Source organism: Pseudomonas asiatica, from assembly GCF_009932335.1.
Taxonomy (GTDB): Bacteria; Pseudomonadota; Gammaproteobacteria; order Pseudomonadales; family Pseudomonadaceae; genus Aquipseudomonas; species Aquipseudomonas asiatica.
The window spans coordinates 1,177,133-1,197,451 of record NZ_BLJF01000001.1; the positions used below are offsets into that span (position 1 = coordinate 1,177,133).

The 20,319-nt window shown below is 63.8% G+C and carries 21 protein-coding genes; 12 read left to right on the forward strand and 9 right to left on the reverse strand.

The window, feature by feature from the left end; translation table 11 throughout:
• The first annotated feature begins 32 nt into the window (after window positions 1-32).
• Window positions 33-830, forward strand: a complete 798-nt coding sequence (locus GYA95_RS05430; RefSeq protein WP_015269701.1) for an acyl-CoA thioesterase — start codon at window positions 33-35, stop codon at window positions 828-830.
• A 168-nt stretch (window positions 831-998) separates the two neighbouring features.
• Here the strand turns inward: GYA95_RS05430 and GYA95_RS05435 are convergent, their stop codons facing one another.
• From GYA95_RS05435 to GYA95_RS05445, 3 genes are all read right to left on the reverse strand, one after another.
• Window positions 999-1,367 (reverse strand): Mpo1-like protein, encoded by a 369-nt coding sequence (locus tag GYA95_RS05435; protein WP_015269702.1) that lies wholly within the window; start codon window positions 1,365-1,367, stop codon window positions 999-1,001.
• A gap of 75 nt (window positions 1,368-1,442) precedes the next feature.
• Window positions 1,443-2,921, reverse strand: coding sequence for a methyl-accepting chemotaxis protein (locus GYA95_RS05440; RefSeq protein WP_013971890.1), 1,479 nt, complete (start codon window positions 2,919-2,921; stop codon window positions 1,443-1,445).
• 256 nt (window positions 2,922-3,177) lie between these two features.
• Window positions 3,178-3,975 (reverse strand): TatD family hydrolase, encoded by a 798-nt coding sequence (locus GYA95_RS05445; RefSeq protein ID WP_015269703.1) that lies wholly within the window; start codon window positions 3,973-3,975, stop codon window positions 3,178-3,180.
• A 158-nt stretch (window positions 3,976-4,133) separates the two neighbouring features.
• Between GYA95_RS05445 and GYA95_RS05450 the strand changes: the two genes are divergently transcribed.
• From GYA95_RS05450 to greB, 4 genes are all read left to right on the forward strand, one after another.
• Window positions 4,134-5,540 (forward strand): MltF family protein, encoded by a 1,407-nt coding sequence (locus GYA95_RS05450; protein WP_015269704.1) that lies wholly within the window; start codon window positions 4,134-4,136, stop codon window positions 5,538-5,540.
• 113 nt (window positions 5,541-5,653) lie between these two features.
• On the forward strand, window positions 5,654-6,091 hold the full coding sequence (locus GYA95_RS05455; protein WP_015269705.1) for a DoxX family protein: 438 nt from the start codon (window positions 5,654-5,656) through the stop codon (window positions 6,089-6,091).
• Window positions 6,092-6,314: 223 nt separating this feature from the next.
• The gene (locus tag GYA95_RS05460; protein ID WP_015269706.1) at window positions 6,315-6,623 is read left to right on the forward strand and encodes a hypothetical protein; all 309 of its coding nucleotides are present in this window, start codon (window positions 6,315-6,317) and stop codon (window positions 6,621-6,623) included.
• A gap of 11 nt (window positions 6,624-6,634) precedes the next feature.
• The gene (greB, locus tag GYA95_RS05465) at window positions 6,635-7,108 is read left to right on the forward strand and encodes a transcription elongation factor GreB (protein WP_015269707.1); all 474 of its coding nucleotides are present in this window, start codon (window positions 6,635-6,637) and stop codon (window positions 7,106-7,108) included.
• A 126-nt stretch (window positions 7,109-7,234) separates the two neighbouring features.
• On the opposite strand, the gene GYA95_RS05470 is transcribed toward greB, so the two are convergent.
• Together GYA95_RS05470 and GYA95_RS05475 are read right to left on the reverse strand one after the other, a co-directional pair.
• Window positions 7,235-9,742, reverse strand: coding sequence for an ABC transporter permease (locus tag GYA95_RS05470; RefSeq protein WP_015269708.1), 2,508 nt, complete (start codon window positions 9,740-9,742; stop codon window positions 7,235-7,237).
• Window positions 9,742-10,425 (reverse strand): ABC transporter ATP-binding protein, encoded by a 684-nt coding sequence (locus GYA95_RS05475; protein ID WP_003259775.1) that lies wholly within the window; start codon window positions 10,423-10,425, stop codon window positions 9,742-9,744. Before GYA95_RS05475 ends, GYA95_RS05470 begins: the two co-directional genes overlap by 1 nt.
• 10 nt (window positions 10,426-10,435) lie before the next feature.
• Between GYA95_RS05475 and GYA95_RS05480 the strand changes: the two genes are divergently transcribed.
• The 3 genes from GYA95_RS05480 to GYA95_RS05490 all read left to right on the forward strand — a co-directional run bounded on the left by GYA95_RS05480 (window position 10,436) and on the right by GYA95_RS05490 (window position 12,479).
• Window positions 10,436-11,041, forward strand: coding sequence for an arylesterase (locus GYA95_RS05480; protein ID WP_015269709.1), 606 nt, complete (start codon window positions 10,436-10,438; stop codon window positions 11,039-11,041).
• 58 nt (window positions 11,042-11,099) lie between these two features.
• Window positions 11,100-11,390, forward strand: a complete 291-nt coding sequence (locus GYA95_RS05485) for a hypothetical protein (RefSeq protein ID WP_013971899.1) — start codon at window positions 11,100-11,102, stop codon at window positions 11,388-11,390.
• Between the two features lie 111 nt (window positions 11,391-11,501).
• Window positions 11,502-12,479, forward strand: coding sequence for a L,D-transpeptidase family protein (locus GYA95_RS05490; protein WP_003259779.1), 978 nt, complete (start codon window positions 11,502-11,504; stop codon window positions 12,477-12,479).
• A 132-nt stretch (window positions 12,480-12,611) separates the two neighbouring features.
• Here GYA95_RS05490 and oprI read toward each other — a convergent pair whose 3' ends face one another.
• Window positions 12,612-12,863 (reverse strand): outer membrane lipoprotei OprI, encoded by a 252-nt coding sequence (gene oprI, locus GYA95_RS05495; RefSeq protein WP_003259780.1) that lies wholly within the window; start codon window positions 12,861-12,863, stop codon window positions 12,612-12,614.
• Between the two features lie 510 nt (window positions 12,864-13,373).
• Between oprI and GYA95_RS05500 the strand changes: the two genes are divergently transcribed.
• Window positions 13,374-13,655: a GNAT family N-acetyltransferase gene (locus GYA95_RS05500; protein ID WP_003259781.1), complete on the forward strand. Its 282-nt coding sequence runs from the start codon at window positions 13,374-13,376 to the stop codon at window positions 13,653-13,655.
• A gap of 131 nt (window positions 13,656-13,786) precedes the next feature.
• Here GYA95_RS05500 and GYA95_RS05505 read toward each other — a convergent pair whose 3' ends face one another.
• On the reverse strand, window positions 13,787-14,863 hold the full coding sequence (locus GYA95_RS05505; RefSeq protein ID WP_013971901.1) for a 3-deoxy-7-phosphoheptulonate synthase: 1,077 nt from the start codon (window positions 14,861-14,863) through the stop codon (window positions 13,787-13,789).
• 231 nt (window positions 14,864-15,094) lie between these two features.
• On the opposite strand from GYA95_RS05505, the gene GYA95_RS05510 reads away from it, so the two are divergent.
• The 3 genes from GYA95_RS05510 (at window position 15,095) to cysB (ending at window position 17,768) form a co-directional block, all read left to right on the forward strand.
• Window positions 15,095-16,042: a putative 2-dehydropantoate 2-reductase gene (locus GYA95_RS05510; RefSeq protein WP_015269710.1), complete on the forward strand. Its 948-nt coding sequence runs from the start codon at window positions 15,095-15,097 to the stop codon at window positions 16,040-16,042.
• Between the two features lie 124 nt (window positions 16,043-16,166).
• Window positions 16,167-16,664, forward strand: coding sequence for a universal stress protein (locus GYA95_RS05515; RefSeq protein WP_015269711.1), 498 nt, complete (start codon window positions 16,167-16,169; stop codon window positions 16,662-16,664).
• 129 nt (window positions 16,665-16,793) lie between these two features.
• Entirely contained in the window at window positions 16,794-17,768 is a 975-nt protein-coding gene (cysB, locus tag GYA95_RS05520; RefSeq protein ID WP_013971904.1) for an HTH-type transcriptional regulator CysB, read from the forward strand.
• Between the two features lie 122 nt (window positions 17,769-17,890).
• Here cysB and GYA95_RS05525 read toward each other — a convergent pair whose 3' ends face one another.
• On the reverse strand, window positions 17,891-18,625 hold the full coding sequence (locus tag GYA95_RS05525) for a phosphoadenylyl-sulfate reductase (protein ID WP_015269712.1): 735 nt from the start codon (window positions 18,623-18,625) through the stop codon (window positions 17,891-17,893).
• Window positions 18,626-18,791: 166 nt separating this feature from the next.
• Complete coding sequence (gene pabB, locus GYA95_RS05530; protein WP_015269713.1) at window positions 18,792-20,135, reverse strand: aminodeoxychorismate synthase component I; 1,344 nt, start codon at window positions 20,133-20,135, stop codon at window positions 18,792-18,794.
• Window positions 20,136-20,319 lie beyond the last annotated feature (184 nt).

Here is a 20,319-nt window from a genome sequence, read left to right on the forward strand (position 1 = left end):
AGACCTTATTCGCAGCAGGCAGGAGCCGGCCAATGAATTTCAACCAACTGCTCGACGCCGTGCGGGCCAACCCCGAAGCTGTATGTGTCCCGCCAAGCTGGGCCCAGGGGCGCGCCGCCTTTGGCGGGCTGATGGCGGCCATGGTGTATGAAGCCATGCGCCAGAAAATCTCCGATGACCGCCCCGTGCGTTCTTTGGCCATCAGCTTTGTGGCGCCAGCCGCGGCCGATGTGCCAATCCGCTTCGATGTAGAGGTGCTGCGTGAAGGCAAGGCTGTCAGCACCTTGCTGGGCCGTGCCGTTCAAGACGGCCAGGTAGTGACGCTGGTGCAGGGCAATTTCGGTGCAGGGCGGCCGTCGGTGGTCGATGTGCCAGCCTTGCCGGCCGAGGAAATGAAAGCGCTCGACGATGCAGCTCCCGAGCTACCCCATATCAAAGGCGTTACTCCGGAGTTCATGCAGCATGTGGCCTTGCGCTGGGCGGTGGGTGGATTGCCGTTCAGTGGCAATCAGTCGCGGCAAATGGGCGGTTGGGTACGTTTGCGCGGGGTGGCCGAAGAACCGGTCAACGAGGCGCACCTGCTGGCGCTGGTCGATGCCTGGCCGCCAAGCCTGATGCCGTTTCTCAAACAGCCGGCTGCCGGCAGTACGTTGACCTGGACCATAGAATTCATGCAGCCCACGGCGCAGCTATCGACCCTGGATTGGTGCCGTTATTGCGTGGAAACCGAGCATGCGCGGGATGGTTACGGGCACGCTGCTGCTGCGTTGAGGACGGCGCAGGGCGAGTTGCTGGCCTTGAGCCGGCAGACGGTTACCGTGTTTGCCTAGCAGATACCTGCAGGCCTGCACGCTTTCCTGTAGGAGCGGCCTTGTGTCGCGAAAGGGCCGCAAAGCGGCCCCGGCAATCTTCGCGGCGAAGCTGTAAATCCGGGGCTGCTGCGCAGCCCTTTCGCGACACAAGGCCGCTCCTACAAAAGATTGCGCGTGATTGGAGCATCAATGGCGATGCTTGTGTCGTTCCCGCCAGGCCTTCCACCAGGCCCCGCTCAGCAAGAAGCGCGGAAAGGTGATGAACTGCTCGGTCAGCAGGCGTTGCACGGCATCCTTGCGGTTGGCGAAGGGTTCGGGTTGCTCGGCTTCCAGTCGGTGGCCCTGGCGTTGCAGGCCCAGGCCGGCGATCAGCGCAATGATGCCAACGGCAATCTGGCCCAGGTCCAGGCCGAACAGGCCGGACAGAATCAGCAACGTGCCAAGGATGAACAAAGGCACGGCGATCAGGTGCAGCACCAGGTTGGCCGGGTGGCGGTGATTGTGGTGGTAGCCGCGCCATTGCCAGGCGGGCAGGTTGGGCAGGCGTTTGCTCATGGGCATTTCCTCTCGGTCATGCCCAAAGCTTAGTGCGCCCCCCAGGCGGGGGCCAATCGAGGCTGGCTATGGTGACTATAGCTTGAGCTGGCCAATGGCCTTGTTCAGTTCACCGGCCAAGGTTGCCAGTTCGCTGCTGGTGGTTGCCGAGCCCACGGTCTGTTGCACGGTCTGTTCGGTGACATCGCGGATACTCACCACGGCGCGGTTCATTTCCTCGGCCACCTGGCTTTGCTGCTCGGCTGCCACGGCAATCTGGGTGTTGCTTTCGCGCATCTGCGCCACGGCACCGGTAATCTCGGCCAGTGCTTCGCCGGCCTCCTGGGCCTGGCGGACGCAGTCGTCGGCCTTGTACGAGCTCTCCTGCATGAACTCCACTGCATCCCGGGTGCCCGACTGCAGGGCCGAAACCATGGTGGTGATCTCGTCGGTGGAGTTTTGCACGCGCTTGGCCAGGTTGCGCACTTCATCGGCCACCACGGCAAAGCCGCGGCCCAGGTCGCCGGCGCGCGCTGCTTCGATGGCGGCATTGAGCGCCAGCAGGTTGGTCTGCTCGGCGATGCTGTGGATCACACTGACCACGCCATTGATCTTCTGACTGTCTTCGGCCAGTTGACGAATCATCTCGGCAGTCTGCTGCACGCCGCTGGACAGCCCGGAGATCGAGTCCTGTACCCGGCTGACCACCTCCTGGCCGCTACCGGCCAGGGCGTCGGCTGTTTGTGACAGGTCACGGGTGGCGCCGGCATGCTGGGCGATGTGGTGCACCGTTGCTGACATTTCGTTGATGGCGGTAGCGGCCTGGTCGGTCTCGCTCTGCTGGCCGAGCATGCCGTGGCGCACGTCGCTCATGCTCGCGGCCAGGCGCGCGGCACCGGAGTCCAGTTGCGCAGCGGTGTGGGCGACAGTACTGACCACGCGGTGGTAGGTCGCCTGCATGGCATTGAAGGCCCCGGCCATCTGGCCGACCTCGTCACCACAGGCCAACGGCACGCGGGCCGACAGGTCGCCAGTCTTTTCCACGTGCAGCATCACATCCTTGAGGGTGTTGAGCTGGCTGAGCAGGAAGCGGATCAGCAACTGCGAGGCGCCGAGCATGGCCAGCATCAGGATCAGTACGCATACCGCGTAGTTGCTGAATCGGTCGAAGAACACCTGGCGCAGGCTTGGCGACTGGGCCAGCACGGCCATTTGCTGATCACCGTTGCGCAGTACCTGCGCGCCCTGTAGCGGGTTGTTGCCCAAGAGCCGGGCGGCAGGCAGTTCGACCCAGCCTTGGGCATTGCGCAGGGCCTCCAGGGGTTCGCCCGCGAAGGTGGGCGTTTGCCCGGGCGACCAGCTGATGACATTGGCCGGGCGGGGTAGCGGCTGGCCGGCCGGCCAGGCAGCAAGCAGTTGCGCCTGCGCGGCCGCCTGGGCCTGCGCGGCCTCGGCGCGGGCGCGCTGCTCCAGGTGCACGGCATAGAGCACCAGCAGCAAGGTCGTGACAAAGGCCACCGCGTTGACGGCCCAGAACTTGTACTTCAGGGAAACATTGCTAAGCCAGGCACCCATGGGCAGGTCTTCTCTGAGTTGAGCGGGAACAATATTGGCAAGGTGCCATCATTGTGCCTGCGCAAGCCAGGGCCTTTCTTGATGTGTATCAAGAAAATTCCGCCGCAAGTACTGCCGCGCTTTTGTAGGAGCGGCCTTGTGTCGCGATAGGGGTGCGAAGCGCCCCCAGGTTTTCAGCTTCAGCGGATAGATTGCCGGGGCCGCGTTGCGGCCCTTTCGCGACACAAGGCCGCTCCTACAGGAGAACGCGTCGGGTTCAGGGGAGTTGGAAAAACGCCCGCGCCGTTGCCGTGGTATGTGCCGCCGTATGTTCGGTCGACTCACCCCGGTGCAAGGCCACTTCACGCAACACCTCTGGCAGGAACGCTGGTTCGTTGCGCCCGTTCTTCGGCTTGGGCCGCAGGCTGCGCGGCAGCAGGTAAGGCGCATCGCTCTCCAGCATCAGCCGCCCCTCGGCAATGTTGCCCACCAGCGGATGCAGATGGGTGCCACGGCGTTCGTCGCAGATCCAGCCGGTAATACCGATGTGCAGGTCCATGTCCAGGTAGGCGAACAGCGCGTCGCGCTCGCCGGTAAAGCAGTGCACCACTGCGCCGGTCAGGTGGTCGCGGTAATCCTTGAGGATCGCCAGCAGGCGTTCGCTGGCGTCGCGTTCGTGCAGGAACACCGGCAGACGCAGCTCGGCAGCCAGTGCCAGTTGTGCCTCCAGGGCTTTTTCCTGCAGCGGGCGAGGGGAGAAGTCGCGGTTGAAGTCCAGGCCGCATTCACCCACGGCGCGTACACGTGGTTCACTCAACAGCTGGCGCAACTGGCGCTCGCTGCCGGCATCCCAGGTTTTGGCATCATGAGGGTGTACGCCTGCCGTGGCGAACAGGTGCGCGCCGCTCGCATCCAGTTGCTGGCACAGCTCCAGCGCCTGTTCGCTGACCGCCAGGCTGGTGCCCGTCAGCACCATCTGCGTGACCCCGGCCTCAAGGGCGCGCTCGACGATTGCCGCCTGCTGGTCGTGGAAACTGCTGTTGGTCAGGTTGACGCCGATATCGATCAGTTGCATGGTGCTATCTCGTGCCGCGGGGCGGCCAGCATAGCAAAAACCGTGTTTTTCTGAAAAAACCAAGAACTTCATGCTGTTGCCGTGGTCTTTTGCCGTCATTTCTCTCTTGGCGGTGCAACCCCATGGATGCCGCTCACCGACCACGGACACGTTTTCGCATGCAGCGATGCTGGCTCATTTTCCTGCTGATGCTTGGGCTGACCTTGACCGGGCCTGCCCACGCGCGCGTGCCGGGACCGCAGCAGAACATCGCGCCGGCCAAGGTCCGTGACCTGCAACAGATTCGCACCAGCCAGGTGCTGCGGGTGCTGGTCAACCAGAGCCGCAACAGCTCCGGTGAGGTCAAGGGCGAGCCGGTCGGCATCGAATACTATCGCTTGCGTGCCCTGGAGCATTACCTCAATGCCCGCGCCGCCGACGGCCAGGAGATCCAGCTCAAGCTGATCCCGCGGGCCAAGGAGCAGTTGCTGGGCGCCCTGGCCCGTGGCGAGGGCGACCTGGCCGCGCCGGGCGAGCTGCTCGACCCCGCCGTGGTGCGCGGGGTCAGCAGCAGCGCACCAGTGCTCGACCAGGTGCCGCTGCTGCTGGTGGGGCGCAAGGGCGAGCGCAGTTTCAGCCATGTCGAGCAGTTGTCCGGGCGTACCGTGGCCCTGACCAGCGCCAGCGCGGCCGGCCCTTTGATCCAGCAGGTCAACCAGCAGCTGGCGCTGCGCAAGCGCGCGCCGATCAAGGTGGAGTGGGTCGACTCGACCTTGGCGGTGGAGGATGTGCTGGAAATGGTCCAGGCCGGCATCTATCACCTGACCGTGGTCGAGCAGCCGATCGCCCGGCGCTGGGCCCGGGTGATGCCGCGCCTGCGCCTGGACAGCCGCGTAAAACTGGGGGCGCCGCAAGCCATGCGTTGGTATGTGAGGCCCGATGCGCCGCAGTTGCAGGCCACGGTCGATCGCTTTCTGCAGGGCTACCGCGCACCGGACAACCAGGACGCCGCGTTCGAGCGCATCTACCGCCGCCAGTACCGGGTGCACGACCCCTTGGCCAGCAAGAATCGCCAGCGCCTGACCGCACTGCGGGCGGTGCTGCAGAAACACGGTGAGGCGCAGCAGATCGACTGGCTCAACCTGGCCGCGCTGGCCTTCAAGGAGTCGACGCTCAACCCGGCAGCGCGCGGCACCGGAGGGGCCCATGGCCTGATGCAGATCACCCCTTCGGCGGCGCAGCGCGTGGGGGTGAGCAACACCGCCACGGTGGATGGCAATGTCCAGGCCAGCGCCCGTTACCTGGCGCTGATCCGGCGCAAGTTCTTTGCCAGCGCCAAGATCAACGAGCGCGAGCGCATGGCCTTCGTGCTGGCGGCCTACAACCTGGGCCCCGAGCGCGTCCAGGCCATGCGCGCGGAAGCGCGCCGGCGCGGGCTGAATGGCGACCAGTGGTTTTTCCAGACCGAACGCATCGCCATGGAGCAGGTGGGCATGGGGCCAGTCAACTTCGTCAATAGCGTCAACAAGTACTTTGTAGCGTTCAACCGGGAGCGTGCCGCGCTGGAGCGTGTGGCTAAACGCTGACAAATCGATATTGTCGATTGTTTTGTTGGGTTTTTTGCGATTTTCATATCTATCGAATCGATTATGATGGCGCCCATCCCAACACAACTTTCCCGCTTCAAGGAGTCTTCGACATGAACAACGCTACCCTCAACGCTCTGTTCTCCACCCGCGCCGGCGCTGGCCTGAGCGTCATCCGTATCCTGGTCGGCATCATCTTCATTGCGCATGGTGCGCAGAAACTGTTTGGCATGTTCGGCGGCTATGGCCTGGAAGGCACTGGCCAGTGGATGGAGAGCATCGGCCTGGCCCCGGGTTACCTGATGGCCCTGCTGTCCGGTAGTGCCGAGTTCTTCGGCGGCCTGGCGCTGGTGATCGGCCTGCTGGCCCGCCCGGCGGCCCTGGTGCTGGCGGTGACCCTGGTGGTGGCGATCCTCTCGGTGCACATCGGCAACGGCCTGTTCATGTCCAACAACGGCTATGAGTTCGGCCTGGCCCTGCTGGCTGGCACCGTCGCGGTGCTGATCGAAGGCGCTGGCCGCTTCTCGCTGGACCGCCTGATCGCCCGCTGATACACCGCAAATGCCAAGATACAAGCCTCAGGCCGATCACTTTCGGCTTGAGGCTTGTATCTTGCCGCTTGTAGCTCTAGCATACCGTCTGCGCCGATTTAAACAGCTACTTGCGGGGCGCAGGAAAGCCCCTCTCCGGGTCATCCGAAATACCGCTAAAGCGCTGGTTCGGTGACGCCTCCCACCGCTGCCCAGCGGGATTCGCGAGGCGGAGAGAAGCTCCATGAGTTGCCCACGTACCAGTGTCTGTTTGAGCCCCTTGCCTGCCAGCCAGGCGTCCCGCACACCGCGCATCCTGCTCGGCGGCCAGCATCAACCCACTCTTTTGCGTCACCTTGAAGGCCTGTCCAGGCGCAAGGGCCAGGCGCGGGCCTTTCTGATCCAGTTTGCCGATAGCGGCTGTCACCTCGCGCAGTATGGCAATGACCGTTTCGACCTGGCCGTGATCCAGGCCCCGGCGCCGGACGAAACCGCAGATATCATCGGCCACCTCACCCGTATCGCGCGTCAAGGCTTGATTACCCGCCGCTGAGGAGCGCGCTGTTGAGTACCAATATCATCACCACGGAAGGCCATGAGGCGCTGAAGAAAGAACTGGACCACCTGTGGCGGGTGTACCGCCCGGAGATTACCCAGAAGGTTACCTGGGCGGCCTCGCTGGGCGACCGCAGCGAGAATGCCGACTACCAGTACAACAAGAAGCTGCTGCGCGAGATCGACCGCCGGGTGCGTTACCTGCGCAAGCGTCTTGAAGATGTGAAGGTGGTGGCCTACTCGCCGCAGCAGGAGGGCAAGGTGTTTTTCGGTGCCTGGGTGGAGATTGAGAACGACGAGGGCGAGACCATGAAGTTTCGCATTGTCGGGTATGACGAGATCTATGGGCGCAATGACTACATCTCGATCGACTCGCCCATGGCTCGCGCCTTGCTGAAGAAGGAGGAGGGTGATGAGGTGGTGGTGCACACACCTACCGGTGAAGCGACCTGGTATGTAAACAACATCAGCTACGGGCAGTGATCTGATATTGCCTGTTATGGCCCTATCGCCGGCAAGCCAGCTCCCACAGGGATAGCGCATGCCTCGAGGCCGATGCGGTCGAGGTGGGAGCTGGCTTGCCGGCGATAGGGCCCTGACAGGTAAGTCTCACCCTTCCCGCAAGACCGCCAACGGGCTGGCATTCAACGCCCGCCGCGTCCCCAGCACCCCCGCCCCACCTACCAGCAGCGCCCCTGCCAGGGGCAACAGCAGCAACCATACATGCGGGCTCCATTGCAGGTCGAAGGCATAGCGGTACAGCACCAGGGTAATCAGCTCGCACCCGAACGCCGCCAGCAAGCCGCTGGCCGCACCCAGCAAGCCGAACTCGATCCGCCGCGCCTTGACCAGCAATGGCCGCGCTGCGCCCAGCGCACGCAGCAAGGCGCCCTGGCGGATGCGCTCGTCCAGCGTTGCCTGCAAGCCAGCGAACAGCACCGCCAGCCCGGCTGCCAGCACGAACAGCAACACATACTCGACCGCCAGGGTCACCTGGGCGAGGATGCTGCGCAGCTGATCGAGCAAGGCGTCCACCTGCAGGATGGTCACTGCCGGGAATGCCCGTGACAGCGCCACCACATCCAGGTCATGGCCCGGTGCCAGATAGAAGCTGGTCAGGTAGGTGGTCGGGAGCCCCTGCAGCGTGCCGGGTTGGAAGATCATGTAGAAGTTCGGCTGGAAGCTGTCCCAGTGCACGCTGCGCAGGCTGCTGACCCGTGCCTGGCGTTGCTGGCCGCCGATGTCGAAAGTCAGCAGGTCACCCAGTTGCAGCTTCAGGCTGTTGGCCAGTTCCGCCTCCACCGACACACCGGGGATTTCATCTTCGGCGGGCAACGCCTGCCACCAGTTGCCGCCTGTCAGTGCGTTGCCTTCGGGCAGTTCGGCCGCCCACGTCAGGCTGAGGTCGCGCTGAACGGCGCGCTCACCTGCCGAGTCCTTGCTGACCACCTGCTGCACCGGTTGCTCGTTGATTTTTACCAGGCGGCCGGGTGTCACCGGGTACAGCGGCGCCGAGGCGGCATTGACCTGCTGCAGGTGTTGGGCGAAGGGCTCACGATCATCCGGCAGGATGTTCAGGGCGAAATGGTTGGGTGCATCCTTGGGGAGCTGCGCTTGCCAGGTGTCGAGCAGTTCTGCGCGCAGCAGCGCGACCAGGGCCATGGCCAGCAGGATCAGGCCGAAGGCCAGGGCCTGGCCGGCAGCGGCCATGGGGTGGCGCAGCAGTTGGCCCAGCCCCAGTCGCCAGGTCAGTGGTGCCCCGGCCAGCAATTGGCGCAGGCTGCGCAAACCGAGCAGCAGCAGGCCGCCGAGCAGCAGAGCGGCGACCAGGCCGCCACCGAGCAGGGCGAAGGTGAGCAGCAGGTCGAGGCTCAGGCGCCACATGATCAGGCCCAGGGCGAACAGGGCCGCACCGTACACCAGCCAGCTGCTGGGCGGTATCGGCAGCAGGTCGCGGCGCAGCACGCGAAGCGGCGGTACCTGGCCCAGCGCGGCAATTGGCGGCAGGGCGAAACCGGCCAGGGCTACCAGCCCGGTAGCGATGCCGGCCAGGGCTGGGACGATGCCGCCTGCAGGCACCACGCTTGGCAACAGGCCATGCAGCAGGCGGAACAGGCCCAGTTGCGCCAGCCAGCCGAGCAGGGCGCCGGCCAGCGCGGCGACCAGGCCGAGCATGGCCAGCTGCAGGCAGTACAGGCCCAGTGCCTGGCGGCGCGAAAGGCCCAGGCAGCGCAGCAGGGCGCTGGCGTCCAGGCGGCGTGCGGCATAGCGGCTGGCCGACAGGGCCACGGCAACGCCTGCCAGCAGCACCGCCACCAGGCTGGCCATGTTCAGGTAGCGCTCGGCCTTGCCCAGCGCGCCGCCGACCTGCTGGTTGCCATCGCGGGTGTCGCGCAGGCGCTGGTTGGCGGCCAGGTCCTTTTTCAGTGCCCCGCGGTACTGGGCCAGCGCTTCGGCATCGCCGCGCCACAGGTCGCGGTAGGTGACCCGGCTGCCCGGCTGGACCACGCCGGTGGCTTGCAGGTCGGCCAGGTTCATCATTACCCGTGGGGTAAGGCTGTAGAAGTTGTTGGCGCGGTCCGGTTCGTAGGTCAGTACGCGGCTCATGCGCAGCGTCTTCATGCCCACGTCGATGCTGTCGCCAACCTTCAGCCCCAATGCCGCCAAAAGGCGTGGTTCGACCCATGCTTCGCCAGGTGCCGGGCCGCCGCCCGGGGTTTCTGTGGCATAGGGCTGCGCAGCACTGCGCACTTGCCCGCGCAATGGGTAGGCACCGTCGGCAGCCTTGACGCTGGACAGCTGGATGCCGTTGTCGCCGCCGACCACGCTGGTGAACTCGACGACCTGGGCGTGGCGCAGGCCCAGTGCCTTGCCGGCCTCGATCTGCTGGTCGCGGGCCGGGGCGCTGCCCTGCAGCACCAGGTCGGCACCAAGGAACTCGCTGGCGCGCAGTTGCATGGCGCCGTTGAGGCGGGCACCGAAATAGCCGATGGCAGTGCTGGCCGCGACCGCCACCAGCAGGGCGAAGAACAGCACGCGCACTTCGCTTGCGCGAATGTCGCGCAGCAGCTGGCGCAGGGCCAGGCCGCACAGGCGGGACAGCGGCATGTGGGTCATCAGGCCTCCGCCGGGGCCACCAGGCGGCCCGCATCCAGGCGAATCTGGCGGCGGCAGCGCCGGGCCAGGCGTTCGTCATGGGTAACCAGCACCAGGGTGGTGCCGCGCTCCTTGTTCAGTTCGAACAGCAAGTCGCTGATGCGTTCGCCGGTGTGGCTGTCGAGGTTGCCGGTGGGTTCGTCGGCAAACAGCACTGCCGGTTGCGCGGCGAAGGCGCGGGCGATGGCCACCCGTTGTTGTTCGCCGCCCGAAAGCTGGCGCGGAGTGTGGCTCAGGCGCTTGCCCAGACCGACCCGTTCGAGCAGGGTGCGCGCGTGTTCGCGGGCATCGCGGCGGCCATCCAGTTCCAGCGGCAGCATGACGTTCTCCAGGGCATTGAGGCTGTCGAGCAACTGGAACGACTGGAACACGAAACCCACATGTTCGGCGCGCACCCGCGCGCGCTGGTCTTCATCCAGCGGCCCCAGGTCGTGGCCAGCAAGGATGACCTTGCCGGCACTGGGCTGGTCGAGGCCGGCGAGCAGGCCGAGCAGGGTCGACTTGCCCGAACCCGAGGCGCCGACGATTGCCAGGCTGTCGCCTTGGGCCAGGTCGAGGGACAGGGCGTGCAGGATGGTCAGGTCACCTTCCGCGCTGGGGACCACTTTGCTAAGGTTCTGCGCAACGAGAATGCTGGGGCCCATGGAGAATCCGATGCGAGTGTGGTGGTTGAGTGCCGGTCTGGCCCTGTATTGCCTGGCCCAGAGCGCGGCGGCGGGAACACTGCTGGTTGTCGGCGATAGTATCAGCGCCGGTTTTGGCCTGGATACCCGCCAGGGCTGGGTTTCCCTGTTGCAGACCCGCCTGCGGGACGAAGGTTTCGACGACAAGGTGGTCAATGCATCGATCAGCGGCGACACCAGTGCAGGTGGCCAGGCGCGGCTGCCGGCGCTGCTTGCAGCGCACAAGCCGAGCCTGGTGGTACTGGAACTGGGCGGCAACGATGGCCTGCGTGGGCAGCCGCCAGCGCAATTGCAACAAAATCTTGCCTCGATGATCGAGAGCTCGCGCAAGGCCGGTGCCAAGGTGGTGCTGCTGGGCATGCGCCTGCCACCCAATTATGGCGTGCGCTACACCACCGCCTTCGCCCAGGTGTATGAGCAGCTGGCGACGGAAAAACAGGTGCCGCTGGTGCCGTTTTTCCTCGAGGGGGTAGGGGGCGTGCCTGAGTTGATGCAGGCGGATGGCATTCACCCGGCCCAGGCCGCCCAGCAGCGCCTGCTGGAAAATGCCTGGCCGGCGATAAAACCCTTGCTGTGACGCTTTAAACGGCGCCGGCTTTCGGCTAATGTTGCGCCCCCCGTTTCGAGTGCCACCGATGCCGCGCCCTGCCTGGTCCCTGTATGCCTACCAACTGATCGAGCCTGATGAGCAGCTCGACCTGTTCGCCTGCCAGGAAATCCGCGTCCACCTCGTGGCCCGCCAGCTGGAACTGGGCGTACCGGCCGATCGCACCTTGTGCGGTGGCCTGCTGCCGGCGCAACCGCGCTGGTCGGGGGTGCCGCGCTCGATCTACCGCGATGGCCGCCTGTGCGACCTGTGCCGCGCCATCCTCGATGCCCAGCGGCGCGGCATGCGCCCGGTGTGGCCAGAGCTGCAGGGCGGCTGAACGCCGCACCTTTCATCATCTGAAACGCTTGCATGGCGCCAATGCCTCCCGCTTGCATCGGCGCGGGTGTACAATCGATTCTCTTGACCCACCTTTCGAAGGATTTACCGGATGTTGCCGCGCTTTCCTGCCGTCACCCGTAGCCTGTCCCTGGCCGCCCTGCTGGTAGCAGGCCCCGCTGCTGCGCTGGAGCTGCCACTGCCACCACCCGGTGAAGACATCATCGGCCAGGTGCATGTGATCAAGGCAAAGTACGAGGACACGTTCGCCGATATCGGCACTGCCAACGACCTCGGCTACCTGGAAATGATCGCCGCCAACCCGGGCGTGGACCCGTGGTTGCCAGGTGCCGGCACCGAGATCATCCTGCCGACCCGCTACATCCTGCCGCCTGGCCCGCGTGAAGGCATCGTCATCAACCTGGCCGAATACCGTATGTACTACTTCCCGAAAGGGCAGAACGTGGTGCATACATTCCCGCTGGGCATCGGTCGTGAAGGCTGGGGTTCGCCGATCGCCAATACCAAGATCACTGCCAAGACGCCAAACCCGACCTGGACTCCGCCAGCGTCCATCCGTGCCGAGCACGCGGCTGACGGCGACATCCTGCCGAGCGTGGTGCCGGCTGGCCCGGACAACCCGCTGGGGCCGTTCAAGTTCACCCTCGGCGTGCCGGGCTACCTGATCCACGGTTCGAACAAGAAGTTCGGCATTGGCATGCGTACCAGCCACGGTTGCTTCCGCATGCTCAACAACAACGTGCTGGAACTGTCGAAGATGGTGCCGGTGGGTACGCCGGTGCGCATCATCAACGAGCCCTACAAGTTCGGTATCAGTGGTGGCAAGGTCTATCTGGAGGCGCACACGCCGCTGGACGACCAGGGTAATCCGTCGGTGGTCGATAAACACACTGCTGTTATCAATGCCTTGCTCAAGCGAGAAGACCTGGCCAATAACCTACGCATGAACTGGGACATGGTGCGTGATGTGGTGGCCGCGGAAGATGGCATGCCGGTGGAAATTGCCGTACCGACCGAAAACCAGGGTGGTGCGCCAATGGTTTCGAGCATTCCGCCCGAACTGCAGTAAGGTAATTGCGACACACCCGGGCCTGCCTTAGTGCAGGCCTTTTCGTTTCTGCCTGGCGCGTTTGCCTTGTGCGCAGGCAATAAAAAAGCCGACCCACAAGTGGGTCGGCTTCATAACAATCCGTGAGGATTATTACTTGCGGCTGGCTTTGTCCAGCATACGCAGAGCGCGCTCGTTGGCTTCGTCAGCGGTCTGCTGAGCCTTCTGAGCGGCTGCCAGTGCGTCGTCAGCCTTACGGTAGGCTTCGTCAGCACGAGCTTGAGCGCGAGCTGCTGCGTCTTCAGTCGCAGTCAGACGAGCTTCGGTTTCTTTGGATACGCTGCTGCAACCGGTAGCCAGAACTGCGGCCAGAGCCAGAGCAGAGAATTTCAGAACGTTGTTCATCGTGTTCCCCTTCAAGGACTTTCTATTAAATAGCCATCTCTCGGAAAAGAGAAACTGGCCGGCGTACATAGTACCCATTACTTGTAGTAAGTAAACTGACTAAGCGCAAGAACTGCAAAAAAAATGTTGCCTGACGCCTTTTCGACAAGATTTGCGGCACGCTCCGTGAAAAAAACGTGCAGGGCTCGCAAGCGACTGTAGTACAGGAACTTTTTTGTTGAACTAAGGGTGACTCTAACTGTCTGCCAGCGTCTTAAGCCCTAGTACATCCGGTTGCTGCAGGGCGCGCGGTCAAGAATGGCATTTGGCTGCATTTTCGCCATTTTTAACCGCCACCACCTTGAGCAATCCTGCCTGCGGCGCCTACTATCTTGTGAGTGCCAGAAGATCCGAACGATTGCAATCGTCCAGTGGTCGAAGTGGGCAACAGGTGGCGTAGAGGATTCTGTGCCGGATAAACCACCATCGGTTAAGGTATGGGTCTGCCGAGAAGACCTGCGAGGAGTAGTGATGAGCGAAGCGCTGACCATCCATCATGACCAGGCCGGTCATCAGTTCGAGACCAGCGTGGACGGTCATCGTGCCTATCTGACGTACATGGACCTGGGCAAGCAGACGCTGGACATCTATCGCACCTTCGTACCCAACGCCCTGCGCGGCCGCGGGATTGCTGCCGCCCTGACCGAACGGGCCCTGGAGTATGCTGAGCAGATGGGCTACACCGTGATTCCGTCCTGCTCGTACGTGGAACGCTACATGGAGCGCCAGCAGCGGCATTCGAGCAAGGTCTGATTCTGTAAAAAAAGCGGGGCCGCTTCGCGCCCCATCGCGACACAAGGCCGCTCCTACAGGAAATCGCATAACCCTGTAGGAGCGGCCTTGTGTCGCGATGGGGCGCGAAGCGGCCCCGCTCTTTTATTGCATCAGCCGCGCTTACGCTGCGGCAGCACATCCTTAAGCTTGGCACGCATGCTGCGCAGGGTCTTCTCGGTAGCCGACCAGTCGATGCAGGCATCGGTAATCGACACGCCATACTGCAGCTCGTCCAGGTTCTTCGGAATCGACTGGCAGCCCCAGTTCAGGTGGCTCTCGACCATCAGGCCGATGATCGACTGGTTGCCTTCGAGGATCTGGTTGGCGACGTTCTCCATCACCAGTGGTTGCAGGGCCGGGTCCTTGTTGGAGTTGGCGTGGCTGCAGTCGACCATGATATTGGCCTTGATCTTGGCCTTGGCCAGGTCCTGTTCGCAGAGGGCGACGCTGACCGAGTCGTAGTTCGGCTTGCCGTTGCCGCCGCGCAGTACCACGTGGCCGTACGGGTTGCCCTTGGTGGTGACGATCGACACGCCGCCTTCCTGGTTGATGCCGAGGAAGCGGTGCGGCTTGGATACCGACTGCAGGGCGTTGATGGCAACGGTCAGGCCGCCGTCGGTGCCGTTCTTGAAACCGACTGCCGAGGACAGGCCCGAAGCCATCTCGCGGTGGGTCTGCGATTCGGTGGTGCGGGCGCCGATGGCCGACCAGCTGATCAGGTCCTGCAGGTACTGCGGGGAAATCGGGTCGAGCGCTTCGGTGGCGGTCGGCAGGCCCATTTCGGCCAGGTCCAGCAGCAGCTTGCGACCGATGTGCAGGCCATCCTGGATCTTGAACGAGTCATCCAGGTACGGGTCGTTGATCAGGCCTTTCCAGCCGACGGTGGTGCGCGGTTTTTCGAAATACACGCGCATGACCAGGTACAGCGTGTCGGACACTTCCTCGGCCAGGACTTTCAGGCGCTCGGCGTACTCGTGGGCGGCCTTGATGTCGTGGATCGAGCAAGGGCCGACCACGACGAACAGGCGATGGTCCTTGCCGTCGAGAATATTGCGCACCACTTCACGGCCGGCAGTCACGGTCTGCAGGGCCTTGGCGCTGAGGGGGATTTCCTTCTTGAGCTGATCGGGTGTGATCAGGGTCTCGTTGGAGGCAACGTTCAAGTCATCGATCGGTAAATCAGCCATCGTGTTACTCGTCAGGTCACGGGTGCCGGCCGCCAACTATCCCCGTGCGGCCCAGCAGCAAGAATAATCGCAGCGGGGAGCCGAACCTTAGCGCGTTACAGGTGGCGCGACAATGGGCTGGGCCCAGTCCGTGTGGGGTTTTTCCGAGATGGCAGGTGTTTGCCGTGCATGGGCTGCCCAGCGCCGCGCAACCTGTGTAAAAAGAGGGCTGACTTTTACCAGGAGATCGGCATGCACCCGCACACACCACGTATCGGCATCATCGGCAGTGGCGCCATCGGCGGCTTCTATGGGTTGATGCTGGCCCGGGCCGGCTTCGATGTGCATTTTCTTTTGCGCAGCGAGTACGAGGTTGTCCGCAAGCAGGGGTTGACCCTGGAAAGTGCCGAGCATGGCAAACTGCAGACAAAGGTGCAGGCCTATTCCAGTGCCGCCGGCATGCCGCCCTGCGACTGGCTGCTGGTGGGTGCCAAGGCCACCAGCAATGACCAGTTGGCGCCGCTGATCGTGCAGGCGGCTGCACCGGGCGCCAAGGTGGTGCTGTTGCAGAATGGTCTGGGCGTGGAGGAGCAGTTGCGTCCGGCCTTGCGCAGCGACATGCACCTGCTCGGCGGCCTGTGTTTCATCTGCGTCAACCGCCAGGCGCCCGGCGTGATTCGCCACCAGGCCCTGGGCGCGGTCAACCTCGGCTACCACAGCGGGCCGGCAAACGATGGCGGTGCCGCGCTGGTCAATGAGGGTGCTGAGCTGTTCCGGGCTGCGGGCATCGACTCGCAGGCCATGCCCGACCTGGCCCAGGCACGCTGGCAGAAGCTGGTATGGAATGTGCCCTATAACGGCCTGTCGGTGCTGCTCGGAGCCAGCACCACGCCGTTGATGGCCGACAGTAATGGCCGTGCCCTGATCCAGGCCTTGATGGCGGAGGTAGTACAAGGCGCGGCGGCATGTGGCTATGTGTTGCCCGAGGGATATGCCGAGCACCTGTTCCAGGTGACCGAGCGCATGCCCGACTACTGGCCCAGCATGTACCACGACCATGTCCACAAGCGCCCGCTGGAGCTGCAGGCCATCTATGCCGAGCCGTTGGCACAGGCGCGTGCGGCAGGCTGCCACTTGCCGCGCATGGAGATGCTGTATCAGGCGCTGGCTTTCATCGACCGGGGCCAACAGCCCCGCTGAGGGTGGCTCTGGCCCCGTCGGGGCGCTCCAGCCCGCATCGGCAGCGCGCCGGACGGCAAAGCGTGCGTCCGGCGCGCTGCTAAGCTGAAGCTTGCTCTGCCGCAGCGGCAGTCGAGGAGGTCGAATGATCCACTCCATGCTGTATGCCACCGACCTCGGTGTCTACGCCCCTTTTGTCATGCAACACGCGCTGGCGCTGGCGCGCACATTTGGCGCCGAGTTGTATGTGATCCATGCGGTGGAGCCCATGGGCCAGTTCGCTGAATCTCTCCTGCAGAGCTACCTGGATGAACAGACGCTCGACCAGTTGCACAGCCAGGGGGTGAATACGGTGATGGCCAATATCGAGCAGCGTGTGCTGGAAAACTTTCGCGACGAACTTGGCGAGGAGGCTGACCTGGCAGTGATCAAGGCAGTGCGGGTACGCCAGGGCGACCCAGCGCAGGTGATCCTCGACCAGGCACAGCGGCTGAGCGTCGATCTGCTGATTTTCGGTAGCCATAGTGCCGGCGCCGGCGTGGATGTGCCATTGGGGCGCACAGCGGTACGGCTGCTGCAGCTGTCGCCGGTACCGGTATACATGGTGCCGCTGGCGCAGCATTTGGGGCGTAGGAAAGCATGAAGATGGCCGTAGGCCATTTCGGGGTGGTATGTAACAAAATAGTTCTAGATTTATTTCCAGAACCACTAATATAGTTATATATCGTCGCCGCCTGCTGCCGCGGACTCATCGCTGAACCGAGGGAAACCTATGAAGCTTCAACAACTGCGCTACATCTGGGAAGTGGCGCACCATGACCTCAACGTCTCCGCGACGGCGCAGAGCCTGTATACCTCCCAGCCAGGTATCAGCAAGCAGATCCGCCTGCTCGAGGATGAACTGGGTGTTGAAGTCTTTGCCCGCAGCGGCAAGCACCTGACCCGCGTTACCCCGGCCGGTGAGCGCATCATCAATACCGCCGGCGAAATCCTGCGCAAGGTCGAAAGCATCAAGCAGATTGCCCAGGAGTTCTCCAACGAGAAGAAGGGCACGCTGTCCATCGCCACCACCCACACCCAGGCGCGTTATGCCTTGCCGCCGGTGATCAGCAACTTCATCAAGCAGTACCCGGAAGTGTCCTTGCACATGCACCAGGGTTCGCCCATGCAGATTGCCGAAATGGCTGCGGACGGTACGGTCGACTTTGCCATCGCCACCGAGGCGCTGGAGCTGTTCGGCGACCTGATCATGATGCCGTGCTACAAGTGGAATCGCTGCGTGGTAGTGCCGCAGGGCCATCCGTTGACCAAGCTGCCAAAGCTTACCCTGGAAGCGGTCGCCGAATACCCGATCGTTACCTACGTGTTCGGTTTCACCGGGCGTTCGAAGCTGGACGAAGCGTTCAACCACCGCGGCCTCACGCCGAAAGTTGTGTTTACCGCGGCTGACGCCGACGTGATCAAAACTTATGTGCGCCTGGGGCTGGGCGTGGGAATCGTCGCCAAGATGGCGGTGGACACCAAACTCGACAGCGACCTGGTGGCCCTGGATGCCAGCGAGCTGTTCGAAGCCAGCATTACCAAGATCGGCTTCCGCCGCGGCACTTTCCTGCGTGGTTTCATGTGCGACTTCATTGAGAAGTTCGCCCCGCACCTGACCCGTGAAGTGATGGCCAAGGCCATTCAGTGCCATAACAAACAGGAGCTGGAAGATCTGTTCGAAGGCGTCGAGCTGCCGGTGCACTGATCCGGAATTGCAGGGGGCCGCTTTGCGGCCCATCGCGACACAAGGCCGCTCCTACAGGAGATCACATTCCCCTGTAGGAGCGGCCTTGTGTCGCGATGGGCTGTGAAACAGCCCCGGCTATTTCAAGCCTTGCTGATCAGGTTGCCCGCGTGCAACCCGCATTCCTTCTGCGTCGACTCTTCCCACCACCAACGCCCTTCGCGCTCATGCTGGTTTGGCAGCACCGGGCGGGTGCAGGGCTCGCAGCCGATGCTGATGAAGCCGCGCTCGTGCAGGCTGTTGTACGGCAGCTCCAGCATGCGGATATAACCCCACACCTCCTCGCTGGTCATCTGCGCCAGTGGGTTGAACTTGTACAGGGTGCGTTCGGGCGTGGAGAACGCGCTGTCGATTTCCACTGCAGCCACCTGGCTGCGGGTGCCCGGGCTCTGGTCGCGGCGCTGGCCGGTGGCCCAGGCGCTAACGGTGGCCAACTTGCGACGCAGCGGCTCGATCTTGCGGATGCCGCAGCACTCGCCGTGGCCGTCCTTGTAGAAGCTGAACAGGCCCTTTTCCTTGACGAACGGGTCGAGTTTGGCGCGGTCGGGGCTGAGGATTTCGATCGGCAGGTTGTACTGCTCGCGGACCTGGTCGATGAACCGGTAGGTCTCCGGGTGCAGGCGGCCGGTGTCGAGGCTGAACACCTTGACCTGCTTGTTCAGCTTCCAGGCCATGTCCACCAGCACCACGTCCTCGGCGCCGCTGAAGGAGATCCACAGGTCATCACCGAAGTGCTCGAAGGCAAGCTTGAGGATGTCCTGCGGGGACTTGTTGGCATAGGTCGCGGCCAGGGCGGCGACGTCGAAGGGTTGGCTCATCAGGCGGTTTCCATCTTGGCTGTGGCGCTGTGCGCTCGTAGTGAGGTGATGGTAACAAAAAATGCCGGGTTAGGCGGGCCTGGAGTCGGTGGCGCCTGCTCCCACAGGTACAGCACACATCTGCCAGTTGTGGGTGCGGGCGAGCCCGCGAAGCAGGCGTCGCCGATCACAAGCCCTGCAAGGTCTCCATCAACACCCGCACCTTGGCAATCGACTCTTCATATTCGGCCTGCCACTCGGAGTCGGCCACCACCGCGCCGCCGCCCCAGCAACTGACCTGCCCACCCTTGACCAGCAGGCTGCGAATGGCAATCGAGCTGTCCATCTCGCCGCGCACATCCACGTAGAGCAGTGAGCCGCAGTACAGCGCCCGGCGTACCGGCTCCAGTTCATCGATGATCTGCATGGCGCGGATCTTCGGCGCGCCGGTGATCGAACCGCCGGGGAAGCTGTCGCCGATCAGGTCAAGGGCGTCCTTGTCGCTGGCCAACTGGCCGGTGATGCTGCTGACCAGGTGGTGCACGTTGGGGTAGCTCTCCAGGCTGAACAGCTCCGGCACCTTCACCGAGCCGATCTCGCAGGTACGCCCCAGGTCGTTGCGCAGCAGGTCGACGATCATCAGGTTTTCCGAGCGATCCTTGGGGCTGTGCAGCAGTTCCTCGGCATTGCGCATGTCTTCTGCCGGGTTGCTGGCGCGCGGGCGGGTGCCCTTGATCGGCCGGGTTTCCACCTGGCGCTGGCTGACGCGGATGAAGCGTTCGGGCGAAAAGCTCAGCAGGGCGCTGCCGTCGGCCAGTTGCTGGTAGCCGGAGAAGGGGGTGGGGCAGGCTTTGCGCAGGGCCTGGTAAGCGTGCCACGGGTCGCCCTGGCAGGGCGCGCGGAAGCGCTGGGTAAGGTTGATCTGGTAGCAGTCGCCGGCCTGGATGTAGCGCTGCACCTGGTCAAAGGCGGCCTTGTACTGCTCGGGCTGCAGGTCGCCGGCCATCGGCGCGAGTAGCTGGAAGCTGCCGCTTTCCGCGTTGTCGACACCTTCGAACAGGGCGATCAGGCGTTCCCGTTCGCTGTCCGGCAGGCTCGGGTGGAACACCAGTTGGCTGGTCGCGCACTGGTGGTCGGTCACCAGCGCCCAGGCATACAGCCCCAGTTGCGCGTCCGGTAGGCCAAGGTCGTCCACGGCCAGGCTGGGCAGGTGTTCCAGGCGGCGGCCGAAGTCATAGCTCAGGTAGCCGATCAGGCCGCCGGCAAACGGCAGCTCGCTGCCTGCGGGCAACTGCGCATGGCCCAGCTGTGCCAGGCCGGCGCGCAGGCGCTGGAGGAAGGTGCGGCCATCTTCGTCGGGCTGCGCCTGCAGGTGTTGCAGCGGCCAGGCGCTGAGCAGGTCGAAGCGCCCGCGTTCGGCGCCGGGGCGGGCGCTGTCCAGCAGGATCGCACCGGGGGCCTGGCGCAGGCGGGCGAAAAAGGCGGCAGGGTCGGGCTGGTAGGGCAGGGGGTGGAGCGTACAGGTCGGCATCAGTGTGGACGGCGATGTAAAAGCGAGGAGAGCGATTGTAGACCTGTGCAGGAAATGCGCCTAGCGCTGGGCGCGACATTCAACATTGTGTTTGGCGCCGGGGGGGCTGCTTTGCAGCCCATTCGCAGCACAAGGCTGCTCCTGCAGGAGATAGCGTAAACCTGTAGGAGCAGCCTTGTGCTGC

Coding starts and splice junctions, on each gene's coding strand:
- GYA95_RS05430 (WP_015269701.1), top strand. CDS start 33: ATGAATTTCAACCAACTGCTCGACGCCGTGCGGGCCAACCCCGAAGCT.
- GYA95_RS05435 (WP_015269702.1), bottom strand. CDS start 1,367: ATGAGCAAACGCCTGCCCAACCTGCCCGCCTGGCAATGGCGCGGCTAC.
- GYA95_RS05440 (WP_013971890.1), bottom strand. CDS start 2,921: ATGGGTGCCTGGCTTAGCAATGTTTCCCTGAAGTACAAGTTCTGGGCC.
- GYA95_RS05445 (WP_015269703.1), bottom strand. CDS start 3,975: ATGCAACTGATCGATATCGGCGTCAACCTGACCAACAGCAGTTTCCAC.
- GYA95_RS05450 (WP_015269704.1), top strand. CDS start 4,134: ATGCAGCGATGCTGGCTCATTTTCCTGCTGATGCTTGGGCTGACCTTG.
- GYA95_RS05455 (WP_015269705.1), top strand. CDS start 5,654: ATGAACAACGCTACCCTCAACGCTCTGTTCTCCACCCGCGCCGGCGCT.
- GYA95_RS05460 (WP_015269706.1), top strand. CDS start 6,315: ATGAGTTGCCCACGTACCAGTGTCTGTTTGAGCCCCTTGCCTGCCAGC.
- GYA95_RS05470 (WP_015269708.1), bottom strand. CDS start 9,742: ATGACCCACATGCCGCTGTCCCGCCTGTGCGGCCTGGCCCTGCGCCAG.
- GYA95_RS05475 (WP_003259775.1), bottom strand. CDS start 10,425: ATGGGCCCCAGCATTCTCGTTGCGCAGAACCTTAGCAAAGTGGTCCCC.
- GYA95_RS05480 (WP_015269709.1), top strand. CDS start 10,436: ATGCGAGTGTGGTGGTTGAGTGCCGGTCTGGCCCTGTATTGCCTGGCC.
- GYA95_RS05485 (WP_013971899.1), top strand. CDS start 11,100: ATGCCGCGCCCTGCCTGGTCCCTGTATGCCTACCAACTGATCGAGCCT.
- GYA95_RS05490 (WP_003259779.1), top strand. CDS start 11,502: ATGTTGCCGCGCTTTCCTGCCGTCACCCGTAGCCTGTCCCTGGCCGCC.
- oprI (WP_003259780.1), bottom strand. CDS start 12,863: ATGAACAACGTTCTGAAATTCTCTGCTCTGGCTCTGGCCGCAGTTCTG.
- GYA95_RS05500 (WP_003259781.1), top strand. CDS start 13,374: ATGAGCGAAGCGCTGACCATCCATCATGACCAGGCCGGTCATCAGTTC.
- GYA95_RS05505 (WP_013971901.1), bottom strand. CDS start 14,863: ATGGCTGATTTACCGATCGATGACTTGAACGTTGCCTCCAACGAGACC.
- GYA95_RS05510 (WP_015269710.1), top strand. CDS start 15,095: ATGCACCCGCACACACCACGTATCGGCATCATCGGCAGTGGCGCCATC.
- GYA95_RS05515 (WP_015269711.1), top strand. CDS start 16,167: ATGATCCACTCCATGCTGTATGCCACCGACCTCGGTGTCTACGCCCCT.
- cysB (WP_013971904.1), top strand. CDS start 16,794: ATGAAGCTTCAACAACTGCGCTACATCTGGGAAGTGGCGCACCATGAC.
- GYA95_RS05525 (WP_015269712.1), bottom strand. CDS start 18,625: ATGAGCCAACCCTTCGACGTCGCCGCCCTGGCCGCGACCTATGCCAAC.
- pabB (WP_015269713.1), bottom strand. CDS start 20,135: ATGCCGACCTGTACGCTCCACCCCCTGCCCTACCAGCCCGACCCTGCC.